The organism is Teredinibacter turnerae T7901 (genome assembly GCF_000023025.1).
Lineage (GTDB): Bacteria > Pseudomonadota > Gammaproteobacteria > Pseudomonadales > Cellvibrionaceae > Teredinibacter > Teredinibacter turnerae_B.
In genome coordinates this window covers 4,365,936-4,380,493 of the sequence record NC_012997.1, presented here as the reverse complement: position 1 = coordinate 4,380,493, position 14,558 = coordinate 4,365,936, and the positions used below count along the sequence as shown (strand labels likewise).

At 54.0% G+C, this 14,558-nt stretch carries 12 protein-coding genes; 2 read left to right on the top strand and 10 right to left on the bottom strand.

The window, feature by feature from the left end:
• Position 1: 1 nt before the first annotated feature.
• From TERTU_RS17595 to TERTU_RS17560, 8 genes are all read right to left on the bottom strand, one after another.
• Complete coding sequence (locus TERTU_RS17595) at positions 2-1,201, bottom strand: efflux RND transporter periplasmic adaptor subunit (protein WP_015819525.1); 1,200 nt, start codon at positions 1,199-1,201, stop codon at positions 2-4.
• Positions 1,202-1,283: 82 nt separating this feature from the next.
• Complete coding sequence (gene waaA, locus TERTU_RS17590) at positions 1,284-2,555, bottom strand: lipid IV(A) 3-deoxy-D-manno-octulosonic acid transferase (RefSeq protein ID WP_015819086.1); 1,272 nt, start codon at positions 2,553-2,555, stop codon at positions 1,284-1,286.
• A complete protein-coding gene (gene msbA / locus TERTU_RS17585; RefSeq protein ID WP_015818679.1) occupies positions 2,552-4,321 on the bottom strand; it encodes a lipid A export permease/ATP-binding protein MsbA in 1,770 nt (589 codons plus the stop codon). Before msbA ends, waaA begins: the two co-directional genes overlap by 4 nt.
• A 68-nt stretch (positions 4,322-4,389) precedes the next feature.
• On the bottom strand, positions 4,390-5,319 hold the full coding sequence (locus TERTU_RS17580) for a branched-chain amino acid transaminase (RefSeq protein ID WP_015818205.1): 930 nt from the start codon (positions 5,317-5,319) through the stop codon (positions 4,390-4,392).
• Positions 5,320-5,367: 48 nt separating this feature from the next.
• Positions 5,368-8,334: a bifunctional [glutamate--ammonia ligase]-adenylyl-L-tyrosine phosphorylase/[glutamate--ammonia-ligase] adenylyltransferase gene (gene glnE, locus TERTU_RS17575; protein ID WP_015819993.1), complete on the bottom strand. Its 2,967-nt coding sequence runs from the start codon at positions 8,332-8,334 to the stop codon at positions 5,368-5,370.
• Positions 8,335-8,474: 140 nt separating this feature from the next.
• Positions 8,475-9,971 carry a methyl-accepting chemotaxis protein gene (locus TERTU_RS17570; protein ID WP_015817140.1) on the bottom strand — a complete coding sequence of 499 codons (1,497 nt, stop codon included), beginning with the start codon at positions 9,969-9,971 and terminating at the stop codon, positions 8,475-8,477.
• Positions 9,972-10,311: 340 nt separating this feature from the next.
• On the bottom strand, positions 10,312-11,271 hold the full coding sequence (locus TERTU_RS17565; RefSeq protein ID WP_015818922.1) for a GGDEF domain-containing protein: 960 nt from the start codon (positions 11,269-11,271) through the stop codon (positions 10,312-10,314).
• A gap of 21 nt (positions 11,272-11,292) precedes the next feature.
• The gene (locus TERTU_RS17560) at positions 11,293-11,904 is read right to left on the bottom strand and encodes a histidine kinase (protein WP_015818442.1); all 612 of its coding nucleotides are present in this window, start codon (positions 11,902-11,904) and stop codon (positions 11,293-11,295) included.
• A gap of 102 nt (positions 11,905-12,006) precedes the next feature.
• Between TERTU_RS17560 and TERTU_RS17555 the strand changes: the two genes are divergently transcribed.
• Together TERTU_RS17555 and TERTU_RS17550 are read left to right on the top strand one after the other, a co-directional pair.
• Positions 12,007-12,654 (top strand): MBL fold metallo-hydrolase, encoded by a 648-nt coding sequence (locus tag TERTU_RS17555; protein ID WP_015818256.1) that lies wholly within the window; start codon positions 12,007-12,009, stop codon positions 12,652-12,654.
• A 135-nt stretch (positions 12,655-12,789) separates the two neighbouring features.
• Positions 12,790-13,176 (top strand): DUF2750 domain-containing protein, encoded by a 387-nt coding sequence (locus TERTU_RS17550; RefSeq protein WP_015817804.1) that lies wholly within the window; start codon positions 12,790-12,792, stop codon positions 13,174-13,176.
• Between the two features lie 11 nt (positions 13,177-13,187).
• Here the strand turns inward: TERTU_RS17550 and TERTU_RS17545 are convergent, their stop codons facing one another.
• Together TERTU_RS17545 and TERTU_RS17540 are read right to left on the bottom strand one after the other, a co-directional pair.
• On the bottom strand, positions 13,188-13,718 hold the full coding sequence (locus TERTU_RS17545; protein WP_015817060.1) for a TlpA family protein disulfide reductase: 531 nt from the start codon (positions 13,716-13,718) through the stop codon (positions 13,188-13,190).
• A gap of 43 nt (positions 13,719-13,761) precedes the next feature.
• Positions 13,762-14,481, bottom strand: a complete 720-nt coding sequence (locus TERTU_RS17540; protein WP_015820023.1) for a GNAT family N-acetyltransferase — start codon at positions 14,479-14,481, stop codon at positions 13,762-13,764.
• Positions 14,482-14,558: the final 77 nt, after the last annotated feature.

The following is a 14,558-nucleotide window of genomic DNA, read 5'->3' as shown; positions in this document are numbered from 1 at the left end:
CTCAGCTCTCCTTGTCGTCAGTTACCGGAGAAGGCTCTGCGGTGGTAAGTGGCTGATACTCTGCAGCTGCGTCTTTTTCCAGGGCGAGGCTCATGCCTTCGATTGGGTACTGGAGGGAAGAGGTGATCATCATGTCGCCATTATTAAGGCCGGCGGTCACGATGCTGCTTTTCCCCTGGTGGCGCACAACTTCAACGGTGGTGTACGTCAGCTTGTCATTGCTAAATAGCGCAATTTTGTCGTCTCGCAACAGCGAACGTGGTACTTCCGCCGCCGAGGCTAATTGGCGGCCGGTAATTTCGGCGGTGACGTAGGTCCCGAACGGAAGGCGTTTTTGCTTGGAGTTTGAATGTAGGTTGTAGGGGTCGCTAATCTCGGCGACCAGGTAAAACATGCGGCTGTTATCGTCTACAACGCCCTCGTCCCGAGCGATGGTGGCGTTCCAGCGATATGCCTGATTGCCGAGCGTTGCGGACAGTTCAACAGGTGCCTGTAAGCCGTCACCCTCCAGAAATTCCAATTCATTACTGGGCACCGGGAGGCGAACTTCAGCTTTGCTCACATCCATGACGCGGCCGATAGACGTGCCGATATTCACAAAGGTTCCGGGGCTGACGCTGCGCCCTGCAATAAGTGCGTCGAACGGAGCAATGATTTTAGTGCGCTCTAAGTCTTTACTGGCCTGCTTCACGCCAGCTTCGGCGGCTTTCACTGCAGCCAGCGCCTGCTCTTGCTGAGGTTTGCGCAAACCCAGGTCAGAGGGTTCCGCCGACGTAATTTTTTCCCACTCGGCTTCAGCGACTTTACCCTGGGCTCGCTCAAGTATAAAACTCGCGCGTGCACTGGCCAGGTTGGCCCGCGCCTGCTGTAACTTTACCTCGTAATTAAACGGGTCGATCTGGGCCAGTAAGTCGCCTTTTTTAACCAGTCCGCCACGGACAAAACCCGGTGCAACTTTGACGATTTCACCGCTCACCTGAGCCAGCAGGTCGGTTTCATACTTGGCTTTAACCAGCCCCTGGGAAGTTACGGTCAGTGTCATCGGGTGTAATTCGATGCGCTCGACTGAGACGAAAGGAGCTTCTTGTTTGTCTTCTTTCTTTTCCGGTGCTTTTTTAAACGCCATAAACACTGCGAACAGCGCGATAGCGGCGATGAGGACGACAAACGGCAGAACCGCACGGGGGACGCGGAGTGGCATCACATTACTCCCTTAGTGAAGTGTGGACTTGAAAAATGAGGCTAGTTTACCTGCGAATGGGCAAGGTAAAGTGACTGAAAAACTATAAAAATTGTTCGATTTTGTGAAGCAAGCACGCCAGCGCACCCTGATTTTCCTGCGCGACGGCCTGAGCCGACCGGCCCCGTTCTGCACCGTCTGCAGTGGTTAGTAAACCAAACAAAGCCGCACTGAGCTCGCTTGCGTTGGTCGCCGTTTGTAAAGCGCCGGCATCGGCCAGAAGCTTACTCACTGCGGCGAAGTTAAACTGGCTCGGGCCACTGACGATAGGTAGCCCCCACGCAGCGGGCTCGATGGTATTGTGGCCACCGTTGGCGACAAAGCTGCCGCCGACGAAAGCTGCATTCGCACAGCCGAACAACAGCATAAGTTCGCCCATGGTGTCGCCGAGGAAAATATCGAAGTCACCTACCTCCGCCTGGTCGCTACAGGCGCTGCGGCGCAAAGTGCGGTAGCCGCGTGAGCAGCACAGTTCATACACGTCTTGAAATCGCTCCGGGTGGCGCGGCACAAGAATGAGCCGATGATCTGGAAGCTTTTCGCGCAACATCTGAAAGGCGTCCAGTATTTGCTCATCTTCGCCCTTGTGGGTCGACGCTGCAATCCAGATTTTGCAGGCGCCACTGGCGCTGAGTTGCCGCTTTAACGTTGCAGCGCGCTCGCGCAGTGCATGGTCAACAGTGATATCAAACTTGATGCTACCGCTGACCACGGCTTTTTCCGGGGCCAACCCCAGAGCTTTAAAACGTTCAGCATCCGTTGCGTTTTGGATAACCGCGAGCGTGAGTTGGTTGAGCATCGTGCGCGCGAGCGCTCCGGTTTTACGGTAACCACGGGCGGACTTTTCGGAGAGGCGGGCGTTGGCGAGCACGCTGGGTACGCCCGCTTTAAAGCAGCTGTTTAGCAGGTTCGGCCACAATTCTGTTTCCAGAAATATCGCCAGTGCAGGCGAGGTTTTGGCCAGGAAGCGATCGGTCAGGGCTGGAATATCGTAGGGCGCGTAGACGTGGAAAACCCGATCGCCGTAGCTGGCTTGTACCCGTTCTGACCCAGTGGGGGTCATGGTGGTAACGACCAATTCGTGGGTGTTGCGTGCAAGCAGTTGATCAATCATCGGTTTGGCGGCAATAAATTCGCCCACCGAGACGGTGTGAACCCAGATAACCGGCCGGTCGAATTTTATTGCAGGGAATTGAGCAAAGCGCTCACCCCAACGTTCACGGTAGGCGGGGAGTGTGCGACCGCGCCACCAGAGGCGAGCAAGTATCGCCGGTACAGCCGCGCAAAATACGGCGCTGTAGACTTGCCGTATCATGCCTGGTGTTGGCTCTGATGGAGCTTGGCATAATGCCCCTGTTGCGCGAGCAATGTTTTGTGGTCACCTATTTCGACCACTTCACCTTTGTCGAGCACAACGATTTTATCCGCATTTTCAATAGTGCTTAAGCGGTGGGCAATTACCAGTGTGGTACGGCCTTCCTTCAAATTTTCCAATGCCAGCTGAATTTGTTTTTCTGATTCATTATCCAGCGCAGATGTGGCTTCATCCAAAATCAGTATCGGCGCATTCTTATAGAGCGCTCGGGCGATCGCGATGCGCTGTCGCTGGCCGCCGGACAGGCGGTCACCTGCCTCACCCACGTCGGTGTAGATACCTTTGTCCAGGTCGCGAATAAAATGTTCGGCGTAGGCATTGCGCGCAGCGGTTTCTGCGGCGGCAAGGTCGATCTCGGATTTGTCACACCCATAGGCGATATTGGCCAGTACACTGTCGTTAAACAAAATGGTTTGCTGGTTGACGAGGGCGATATTGTCGCGCAGATTTTTCAAACTCACAGAGTTGATATCTTGTCCGTCGATGGTGATCGAGCCTTGCTGCGGGTCATAGAAGCGCAGCAACAAGCTGGCAATGGTGGTTTTACCACTGCCGGATGCGCCCACTAGAGCCACGGTCTGCCCGGGTTCAATTTTCAGTGAAAGACTGCGCAACGCCGGTTGTTCCGGCTGGTAGCTGAAGTTCACCTGGTTAAATGCGATCTCGCCTTTAACCGCGCCCAGTTGTTTGCTGCCGGTGTCGGTCGCGGATGGCAGGTCTAGGGTTGAAAAAATCGTTTCTGCGGCAGCCAGCCCGCGCTGAATAATAGAATTGATTGAACTCAGGTTGCGGAACGGCTTGGCGATCATGCCGGCTACCGAGGCAAATACAACCGCGCGGGAGGCGGTATCGTCCCAAAAAATTAACACGAGAAGGAACAGGGTCGCCAGGGCAAAGGCAATAACAATATGCAGCACTGGCGTCTGCGCGGCGTTAACGCGCTCGAACTTGGTTCCGAAGTGGAGATTTTCATCCGAGGCTTGGTGAAAACGGCGATTTTCATAGTTTTCGCCGTTGTAGCTTTTCACCAGCTTTATACCCTGGAATGTTTCTGTAGCGATATGGGTTACGCGGCCGACGGCGTGCTGGATCTTTCGGCTTACCCGTCTGAAGTAGCGGCTGGCCAAATAGATCAGCCCCGCCAGCAGGGGGATAACCGCAATAAATACCAGTGTGAGTTTCCAGTTGAAATACAACAGCACTGCGAGATAAGCGATTACCTGCATGCCGTCTTGGAACAAACTTTTTACCGCGCGCGTCACCGAGCCTGTTACCTGCTCGATGTTATAGATAATCAGTGAAACCAGCTCACCGGAATTTTTGTCGTCGTAAAATTTCTGCGGCAAATTCAGCATGTGAGAGAACACTTGCTTGCGCAGGTCGTTAACCACGCCGAGCCCCACCCGGCTCATATAAAAGTTACCCAGATAGGCGCCTATGCCGCGTATTACCGCGAGAAAGATAATGGCGCAGGGTACAAAGTAAAGCGAGTTCGTGATCTCCCGGGGAATAAATTTAAACGACTCGGTTTCGCGCTTTTCCAGCCGGTCGAGAAAGAATTCTGCAGTCATCGCCATGGAGGCTTCCATTCCTGCGAACACTGCAAAGCCGATTAGACTGATAATAAAATAATTGCGATAGCGGTACGCGAATCGAAGTAGACGTCGGTACAACTGGGTGTTGTGGGCGTCGGGGAGAGTGCTCATTAAAGGTGTGCTTCTCGTGAGGGAGGAGCTGTCCGCTGCTGGTGGCGGACAGTCTCAGGGGAAAGAAATCAGTTGCTAACCGGTGCCAGCCACTCGCGGTGTTGTGGCAGCTCGCCGCGCACAGCGGCAAAATACAGGCTTTGCAGCTTCTCGGTAATGGGACCTCGGTGACCGGGTCCAATTTGGCGGCCGTCCAGCTCGCGAATTGGCAGTACTTCGGCAGCGGTTCCGGTAAAGAACGCCTCATCGGCCACATAGACCTCATCGCGGCTGATACGTTTCTCAACAATTTTGTAGCCGCACTCATCCGCCAGTTGGAAAATGGTGTTGCGGGTAATGCCGTCCAGACAAGAAGTCAGCTCGGGTGTGTAGATCACGCCGTTGCGAACGATAAATACGTTCTCGCCGCTGCCCTCTGCAACGTAACCTTCTGCGTCCAGTAACAGTGCTTCTTCACAACCACAGTCCAGCGCTTCTTTAAGCGCCAGCATCGAATTGATGTAGTGACCGTTGGCTTTGGCTTTACACATGGAAATATTCACGTGGTGCCGGGTGTAGCTGGAAACACGTACCTTAATACCAATTTCCTTAGCTTCGGGGGACATATACGAGGGCCAGTCCCAGGCGGCGACAATCAGATGAACTTTGAGGTTATCTGCGCGCAAACCCATGCCCTCGGAACCCAAAAATGCCATTGGGCGCAAATAGGCTTCGTTTAAATTGTTTTCCCGGACCACCAGACGCTGAGCTTCATTGACCTCGTCTTTCGACCAGGGCATTTTCATATTCATAATATGTGCGGAGCGGAATAACCGGTCCGTATGCTCCTGCAGACGGAAAATGCTGGTGCCGTTCTCGCCGGCGTGATAAGCGCGGACACCTTCGAATACACCCATGCCGTAGTGTAAGGTGTGCGTGAGTACATGTACCTTGGCATCGCGCCAGGGAACCAATTCGCCATCAAACCAGATGACGCCATCGCGGTCAGCGAACGACATTGCTATGCTCCAAATATTTCGCGAATACCCGGCTTGCGGTGCCGGTTTCTAGTCATTGTTTCGGTGTCCAGCAGGCGGCGTGGACATCAATTTTTGCCAGAGCTTGGCCACTTTGTCTCTGGCGATGCGTATGTCCTCATCGAGCTCGCTTACCGCTATTACGCTGGATTTTTGCTGTAGGGTAAGCTTGTGCCCCATTGAGCGGAAGGCTTTGTAAGCGCCGGTCAGGTCGTCCACCTCTTGAGTGGACAGAATCCCCGTTTGCGCCAGACATTCCAGGATGCGGATGTTATCCGTATAAGTGGTTAATCCCGGGTTCTGGTGCCCCCAGCCAAGAACCGCGTATTGAACCATAAATTCAATATCAACGATACCGCCGCGATCCTGCTTCAGATGGAAGTCGCGGGTGTAATCGCCGTCCTTGTCACTGCCGAGATGGCTGCGCATTTTGTCGCGCATATTAACGACATCGGCCAGCAGTTTTTCTCGGTCCCGTGCGCTGCACAAAAGTTCCTCGCGTACCCGCATAAACGCGGCAGCCAGTTCTGTGTCACCGGCCACCGGGCGGGCGCGAACCAGTGCCTGGTGTTCCCAGGTCCAGGCGTCGTTTTGCTGGTATTTGGTAAACGCGGTGAGCGTTGTCACCAGCATGCCGGAATTACCGGAAGGCCGTAGCCGCATATCGACTTCATAAAGAGCGCCGGAGGCCATGCGGGTGGTGAGTAAATGGATGATTTTTTGCCCCAGCCGCATGTAAAACGTCTGGTTATCTAGGGTTTTTGCACCGCGCTTGTCACCATCGGTTTCGCCGGTGGTGCTGGCGTTGTGGATAAACACCAGATCCAGGTCGGAGCCGTGGCCCAGTTCGATGCCTCCGAGCTTGCCGTAACCCACCACAATAAAATTGGGGGTTGCGCGCTCGTCGCCGTCGGGGTAGCCATAGCGTTCGGTCATCTCGCGCCAGCTCGCCGCCACCACAAAATCCAGCAGGGTTTCTGCGATCCAGGTGAGGTAATCGCTGACTTTCATCAGCGGCAGCGCGCCGGTAACTTCGCAGGCGGCAACGCGCAGTGCATGCGCCGAGCGAAAGTAGCGGATCGCATCCATTTGCGCTTCCAGGTCATCGGTGGGAATGCGCAAGGTGGTGCGCCGCAATTCGTCGATCAACTCGGATTTTTGCGGCAAGTGGTACAGGTTGCGTGGATCGAGGAGTTCATCGAGCAGGGCCGGGCGACGTGCCAGTTCTTCGGCGATCCAGGGGCTGGCCTGGGTAAGCGTTATCAACTGACGCAGTGCGTCCGGGTTTTCGATTAACAGCAGCAGGTAGGCGCTGCGGCGTACAACTGCGCGCACCAGTTGTAGCACGCGCTCTAGCGTAGCGCTGGGCGCTGGGCTCTCACCCAGGGTTTCCAGCAACCGCGGCATGAAATTGTCCAGCCTTTCGCGCCCCACCGGTTGCAGGGCGGCAACAGGATGACATTCGCGCAACTCGGCGATTGCGCTCAAGGTGCGTTTTGGATCTTCGTAGCCCACGTCGGTGAGCGCCTTTAGCAGGGAGTCTTCGCTTAGGGCGTTGTGCCAGACGTCCGCCCAAAGGCCATCCACGGGCGCGTTCGATTGCTTGTTTTCCGGGGTGGCGATAACCGCCGCAAACTCCGCTTTTACCGTGTTTCTGTGGGCGTTCAGGGCGTCGTAAAATGCGGGCCAATCCTGGTAGCCCATCAGTTGTGCAATCCCTCGTTGCTGATCCGGGTCGGAGGGTAGCTTCTGGGTTTGTTTATCCTGAAACCCCTGGATTGCGTGTTCAGTGTCGCGCAAAAAACAATACGCATTTGTCAACTGCGTCGCCATGCCCTCCGGCAGGCAGCGGAGATCTTCCAGCAGTGGCAGTACCGTGAGCAGGCGGTTGTCCTGCAGCTGAATGTCACGCCCGCCGCGTATCAACTGGAACGCCTGGGCAATAAACTCAATTTCGCGAATGCCGCCCGCACCGAGCTTTACGTCATCGCCCAATTTGCGGCGTGCCACTTCCTGCGAAATCATCTGCTTGAGTTTGCGCAGTGCTTCGACCACTGAAAAATCTACATATTTGCGGTAAGTGAAGCTGGACAAGAGTTGGTACAGCTCGGTAATCGCGAGTTGGGTGCGCGCTTCGCCCGGCAGGCTGGAGGCAATCACCCGCGCTTTGATCATGGCGTACCTTTCCCACTCGCGCCCCTGGGTTTGGTAATAGTTTTCCAGGGCGTCGAAATGACTTACCAGTGCGCCGCTTTCGCCAAACGGGCGCAAGCGCATATCGACCCGAAACACAAAGCCGTCTGCGGTTACGGTATCGAGGCTTTGAATCAGGGCTTTGCCGAGAAATATAAAAAATTCCTGGTTGGATACCGGTTTCCGGCCATGGGTATCACCGGTTTCCGGGTAGGCGAAAATCAGATCGATATCGGAGGACAAGTTCAGTTCGCCGGCACCCAGCTTACCCATCCCTAGCACCAACAGCGGCTGTTCCTCGTGATCCCGATTGCAGGGCGCGCCGTGCTTTTCGCGTAACAGCGGGTAGTGGAAATTCACCGCAGCCTGCACGCATATCTCCGCCAGCCAGGTGAGCTCCTGAGTGGTGGTGAGGGTATCTGCATGGCGATTGAAATCTCGCCAGATAATGCCGCACATCGATTGGTTGCGGAATTGGCGCAACGCTTTGTTGAAGTCCTGCAGGCAGGAAAAAGAGTGCCCTCTTTGCGCCCAGGCTTGCTCATATGTCTGGCGGGACAGCGGGGTATCCACGAGCTCGTTGTACCAGTGTGGAAATTTTTCCAACTGACCTTGCAAAAACTCGCTGTTTAGCGTGGCGCTTACGAAAGACTGTGCGGTTGCGGCATCGGTGGTGAGGGTGGTGCGAAGCTCGTCGCTTAATTGCGGCAGAAATCGTTCACAGAACAGCCGATATCTGGCTTGCTTTTGTGAGGAAAACCCGGCGTTTGCCACCAATGTACAGAGGTGTTCGGTTGTCTCCATTGCAGGATGCATCTTATTGTTGGTTTGGCGTTAGTTTACCACCGGGTTGGGCAGGTGACGGGCATCACCTTGAGAGAAACACTGCGTCACCCTATAAAAAAGCCGGGCGTGGCCCGGCTTAGATGCGTTTGGTTTTTGGCTTAAACCACAAACTTATCAATTTGCTGTTTCAGTTCGTCACTTTCGATCGCCAGTTGTTCAGCGTTTTCACTTACGACTTTTGCGTTGCCGGACACTTTTTCAGACAGCGAGAAGATCGCCGAGATAATTTTGCTCACCTCGTTGGCCACTGAGCTCTGCTCGTTCGCTGCGGTTGCGATCTGATGGTTCATGTCGTTGATCGTGGTAACGTTACCTTTAATCAGCTCGAGCGCCTCTTCAACTTTAATGCCCGTTTCGATGGTTTCCTGAACTGACGCGATGCTGGTGTTCATCGACTGGTGAGCCTCGTCAGCCGCTTTTTGCAGCTGTAAAATTATGGACTCGATTTCTTCGGTAGAGGTCTGGGTTTTCTGTGCGAGGGAGCGCACTTCGTCGGCCACAACCGCGAAGCCGCGGCCCTGTTCACCTGCGCGCGCCGCTTCAATTGCCGCGTTTAACGCCAGCAGATTGGTTTGTTCCGCAATAGAACGGATAACTTCCATCACCGAACCGATATTTTCGCTGTTGTTTTTCAGCACCTGAATTTTCTCTGCGGTAGCTTCGATCTGACCAGTGAGGCGCTGGATGGTATCTTGTGACGATTTCACCACCTGGGTACCTTCTACCGCGGCTTTGCTGGTTTCTTTGGTTCGATCGGCGGTTTGACCTGCGGAGCGGGCCACCTCTTCAGCAGAGGCAGAGAGTTCGTTAAGTGCGGCGGCGACCTGTTCAATTTCACGCAATTGCTGACCAGTGGAGTCAACTGTGCTGGCTGTGGCGTGACTCATTTGCTCCACATTGATACCGAATTTATCGGTAACCATCATTACCGCACGGATAATCGTGGCGATCTGTTCAATTACCTGGTTGAAGTTGTCGGCGAGCTCAGCGATTTCGTCGCCACTGCGCACTGGCAGGCGCGTTGTCAGGTCACCGCCGCCCTCAGCGATTTTTGACAGCCGCTCCGTAACCACCGACATCGGTTTAACAATAATATGTTTTGTGAGCAGGTAAACAGTGAACAAAATGCAGACGGTGAGCGTTGCCACCATGATAATGCCGGAGTGGATCTGGTGGTAGAGCACCGCTTCCATGTCTTTCTTTGAGAAGACTATGTTGTACTTGCCGATCACTTCGTTGCCGCGCACGATTTCAACGCCGCGCTTTTCCACTTTTTCTGCTTTATCGGATTCATCCCTAGGCTTGGCAGCGGCCAGTTCTTTGCCTCGGTGGTCGGTAATGCTGATCTCGTGGATTAAGGACGTGTTGACCAGCGATTTGGCAATAGCCTCGATTTGTTGAAAATCATAGGCAAACACGGGTTCTGCCAGCGACGAGTTGATGAGCCCCAGTTCACTTTTAACGTCTTCCTCAAAGCTGTGCTGCTCCCCGGTCGCCATCAGCCGGTAGCTGATGGCGAGAATCAAAGCTGCCACCACGACAATGGCGAGCGTGACGGTTGCCATCAGCTTATTGGATAGTGATTTTTTAATCATAGGTTGTCACCTGTTCATACAGCAGTATGCAAAATTCTGTCGAGTCGTTGTTGAGGGTCTGCTGATTGCGGGAGGGTGTGACCGCATTTTGACCCCAGGGCTTTTTCCCCAGCTAAGAGCGTCTCACTCAAGGTGGCGGGCCCCGTTGCAGTATTAATCGACTGCCTGGGACGTGTTTCAGCTTGAGTAATACTTTCCAAGTCTAGTTCAAAATTTTTGTGACGGAGGTATTAAGGCCGGCGTTATTATCATTTTTAATTCCATAGTGCGCGCCACCATGCCTCATGGTCACAAAAAGGTTATCGTCAGGAGAAAGGAATTCTTAATGCCAAATTTCAGACTAATTGCTGAAAATAACGCTGTTGTTTCTACCAGCGTGCTTGGCTTTGTAGAGTGCGCGGTCGGCGGCCTCGATCCAGGCGCCTGGGTCCGTGATGGAGGGATTGAGCTCAGCAATTCCCAGGCTGATCGTGAACTGGAGGGAGTTGCCTTCGTGGGTAATGGTGAGTTGTTCAATAGTCGTGCGCAGCCTCTCTGCCACAACCTTGGCACCGCTGGCGTCCGTGTCTGTGAGAATGACAGCGAACTCTTCGCCACCGTAACGCCCGGCGACATCGATATCGCGTAAGGCGTCTTTTACCACCTTTGCGGTGCGGCGGATCACCTCGTCTCCGGTGGGGTGGCCGTAGGTATCGTTAACCCTTTTAAAGTGGTCGATATCAAACATCAGCAGTGAACTGCCATGCTGATGCCGCTGGAAACGACGGAATTCCACGTGGAGTTCGGTTTCCCAGGATTTGCGGTTAAGCAGCCCGGTGAGCCCGTCGGTGCGGCTTAGGGTGTGCAGCTTCGCATTCGCGGCTTGCAATTGCAGCCGGTTAACCGCGACTTCCGTCACGTCATATATTATCAGGCAAATGTGGTTGACCTGCCCGCGGGTGTCGGTAAGGGGAATCACTGTACTGTTCTGGTACATGTACTCGGCGATACTGGTGATCGGCCGGTAGCTCTTGAAGCGGAACAAATAAGGCCGTTGTTCCCAGGTGGTGAATGCTGAATTGTGCAGCACAAATACCGCTTCGGCTTTGCGCTTAAACCAGCTGGCAGGCAGTTCGGGGAACAGCTCGAAAATACTGTGGCCGAGTACCTCGTCGGGCATGCGAGCGCTGTGGTTTTGCATAAAACTGTTCCACAGCTCGACTTCAAATTCGCGATTCAATATCACCAGGCCCACGTCTATGTCCTGCAGGACATCCATGAGCCAGTGAAAGTCTTCGATAAAATTCGTGTCTGAAGCCATTGTCGCGTGTGGGTATGCCTTTTATGCCAGAAGGTAATCGAGTTTCTTCAGTAATATGTCCATGGAATCATCGGTTAGAACAATCAGCATGTCGCAATTAACATCGTAACCTTCGAGCTGATAGTTGATTTCCGTGACGAGCGCATAATCCCACCGATTGCTGTTCAAATTAAGCAGTTCCGATACTCGAACATGCTGACCCAGTACCATCGGGGAGCCGTAACTGAACTCCAGGTCGATCTGCTCGCCAATACCTTTGAGACAGGCGCCAAACAACACATTTGTGGTGTCCATCAGCAGTTCGCGCTCGGCCTGGTGGTCCATCTCGTCGTCGTACTTCATCAGTTTTGCCAGATCGCTAAAACTGGTGTCGTTAAACAGTAGCATGGCTTCACCGGAAATCCCGCCGCCAATAAAGCCCTGACATACACCTGATACGGATTCACGAGAGTCGATGGATTGCAAAGCCATGGCAATATCGCTGGGCCGCATTACAGCGATGTGCGGAATCGATAAGATAACGAAGGTATCCAGCAGCCGGGCGAGACGATCTCCAGCTCGGCCCATGGCTACGTTGGCGATCTCCTGCAGGCAGTCGCGATGTTCTTCGCTGAGGTTTGCAATCAGACTCATTGGTTGGTGTCGACCTTATAATTTGCGCAAGGTATTAACTATTCTAGTCGGGTGCCGCTAAAATGCCGGGAAATTTCCATGCCTGAGAAAGGAAGCACTATTATGTTGCAGTATCGCATCCAGCCAGTTACCCCTTATCAGCAGAATTGCTCCGTTATTTGGTGCGATCAAACCGGTTCTGCTGCGGTGATTGACCCGGGTGGTGACATTGCCTCGATAACGGGCTTGCTGGACAGGCTGGACATACATGTTGAAAAAATCATTCTTACGCACGGGCATTTGGACCATGTTGGCGGTACTGCTGAGCTAAAAGCTGCACTGGAAGTGCCTGTTATCGGGCCGCATCAAGGTGACGGCTTTTGGCTCTCCGCGCTGGCTGACCAAGCCAGGATGATGAACTTTGCGCCGGTACCGCCATTCAATCCGGATCGCTGGCTCAATGACGGCGACCAGATTGCGCTCGGCAAACTGACCCTCGAGGTACTGCACTGCCCGGGGCACACCCCCGGCCATGTCGTGCTGTTCGAAAAACACAGCAAAATGGCGTTTGTCGGCGATGTACTCTTTGCCGGGTCTATTGGTCGCACGGATTTCCCGAGAGGTGACCACGCCAGCCTGATTGCGTCGATTCGTGAAAAATTATTCCCGCTCGGCGACGATATAACATTTGTGCCCGGGCATGGACCGACGTCCACCTTTGGTGAAGAGCGGCGGACCAACCCATTTGTCAGCGACAGCCGATTTGGCTGATCCGCGTCAATTTGCGCGCAATAACCCAATGGAAACCCGCTGTTGGAAGTGTCACACTTGCGCTACATTTCGAGTGTGAGTTGGCGCGGCGACGCGGCTCTCACTTAGTTTCTCCACCTGTATCAAGGGGCTATCATGTCCGACCAAGACGAATTACTCAGCACTGATTTTGATGAAAATTACGACCTTTTCATCGAAGAGGCGCTTGCCACCGGTTGTGTATGGGGGCTGGAGAACGACGAAGGCTGGGCGCTCTGTCCTGCACTATCCAACGAAGATCTCGATGTACTGCCGTTATGGTCGCAGCCGGATTACGCAGAGCTACACTGCCGTGAGGAGTGGCGCGATTACAAGGTCGTCCCCATTTCACTTGAAGAGCTGCTGGACGATTGGCTGCCCGGTATGCACGAAGATCTGTTACTCGTTGGCCCCAATTGGGACTCTTCCCTCGAAGGGCTCGAAGTGGAGCCTCTCGATTTGTTAGAGGATGTCGACAGCGCCGCTGAAGACTTGTCCGACTAACGTTGCTCTCCCTAACCTCCTGAATTCGACGCGTGTTTTGCGCGGTCTTTGATAACCAGTAACTGCAGGTGGCGCATGGTATCGCTTAAATTCTCGCGGCTACTGCGGATATAGCGAATGCGTTTGTCGGTACCGATAAAAACAAGGCCTGGCGTCGAGTCAATTTTGTAACGATCAGCAATGTCGTCGGCGCGAAGCATCAGTGGAATATCGATATTCCGGGTGTCGAAGTAGGCGACTGGGTCGCCACTTTCCCAAATATTCAACGCAAAGATACGGGTGTCGTCATCGAGGCTCTGTTTGAACAGGTTCATTTCCGGCAACATCACCTTACAGAATTTGCACCAGGTAGACCAAAACACCATTACGACCTGTCTGCCGCTGTCCAGCTCCTGGTAGAGCGAATAATTGTGGCCCTCAATATCGGTCATCATCCAGTCTGGCGCAACGTCGCCTTCCTGCAGGCGATGCACGTCGGCAGAACTGGGGCGCGCCACAATACAACACGCGATAACACATACAAATAAACTGAGTCTGAACATAGCACCTGATAACGTTGCTGAGTGAAGCTATAGAACGGTGATCTCAGATTTGGTTCCCTGTCATCAGCGTACGCAAGGATTGCTTTTGTTTGCCGTCTGGGTGGAAATTCGCAGCATCCAGCCAACGCCTGTAGGCGTCTTGTGCCAGGCACCAATCGGTTTGAGTCATTCCGAACCAGGCGGTATCCCGGTTGCGACCTTTGACGACCATTGCCTGGCGGAAAACCCCCTCGAATTGAAAGCCAAACCGCACGGCGGCGCGACGAGATGCCTCGTTCAGTGCGTTGCATTTCCAGAAGCAGCGGCGAAAACCCAGCGCAAAAATCTGTTGCAGGACCAGATAAACAGCTTCAGTGGCGATTGTGGACTGCTTGAGGGCGGGGCCGAACAATACGTGGGCCAGCTCAACAACGCCGTGCTGGCGGTCGATACTACTCAGTGCGAATTGCCCAAGTGGCTGCCCCTGTAAGTTGTGAATAACGTAAAACAGCGCGTTAGTACTGTCTTCCAGCGCGGTCATCCAGCCGTTAAAACTGGCCAGATCCGGGAACGGGCCGTACGGCAGATACGTCCAGAGGGCGTCGTGTTGCGGTGCGCTTATCTGGTTCCAGAGCGGTGCTGTGTGGTCGTCGGGTCGCAGCCGTTCCAGTGAAGCGTAGCTGCCGCGCAGGGTGTTTGCCGGGGGCCACTGTGGCGGTTGCCAGTCTACTAATTGGCCAACTGGCTGGTTGAATACGTTACGATCTACGTCCTGCTCGAGCATGTCGCTTTCTTTCCCTTCTGTAGAATCTGCTAGAATCTTCGCCTTTGTAACAGACCGCTGCCCAACATAAAAAGACG

What these genes read in the sequence shown, in the direction of transcription:
- TERTU_RS17570 (WP_015817140.1), bottom strand. Translation starts at nt 9,971, where the DNA reads ATGATTAAAAAATCACTATCCAATAAGCTGATGGCAACCGTCACGCTC.
- TERTU_RS17540 (WP_015820023.1), bottom strand. Translation starts at nt 14,481, where the DNA reads ATGCTCGAGCAGGACGTAGATCGTAACGTATTCAACCAGCCAGTTGGC.
- glnE (WP_015819993.1), bottom strand. Translation starts at nt 8,334, where the DNA reads ATGGAGACAACCGAACACCTCTGTACATTGGTGGCAAACGCCGGGTTT.
- TERTU_RS17555 (WP_015818256.1), top strand. Translation starts at nt 12,007, where the DNA reads ATGTTGCAGTATCGCATCCAGCCAGTTACCCCTTATCAGCAGAATTGC.
- waaA (WP_015819086.1), bottom strand. Translation starts at nt 2,555, where the DNA reads ATGATACGGCAAGTCTACAGCGCCGTATTTTGCGCGGCTGTACCGGCG.
- TERTU_RS17550 (WP_015817804.1), top strand. Translation starts at nt 12,790, where the DNA reads ATGTCCGACCAAGACGAATTACTCAGCACTGATTTTGATGAAAATTAC.
- TERTU_RS17545 (WP_015817060.1), bottom strand. Translation starts at nt 13,718, where the DNA reads ATGTTCAGACTCAGTTTATTTGTATGTGTTATCGCGTGTTGTATTGTG.
- msbA (WP_015818679.1), bottom strand. Translation starts at nt 4,321, where the DNA reads ATGAGCACTCTCCCCGACGCCCACAACACCCAGTTGTACCGACGTCTA.
- TERTU_RS17580 (WP_015818205.1), bottom strand. Translation starts at nt 5,319, where the DNA reads ATGTCGTTCGCTGACCGCGATGGCGTCATCTGGTTTGATGGCGAATTG.
- TERTU_RS17560 (WP_015818442.1), bottom strand. Translation starts at nt 11,904, where the DNA reads ATGAGTCTGATTGCAAACCTCAGCGAAGAACATCGCGACTGCCTGCAG.
- TERTU_RS17565 (WP_015818922.1), bottom strand. Translation starts at nt 11,271, where the DNA reads ATGGCTTCAGACACGAATTTTATCGAAGACTTTCACTGGCTCATGGAT.
- TERTU_RS17595 (WP_015819525.1), bottom strand. Translation starts at nt 1,201, where the DNA reads ATGCCACTCCGCGTCCCCCGTGCGGTTCTGCCGTTTGTCGTCCTCATC.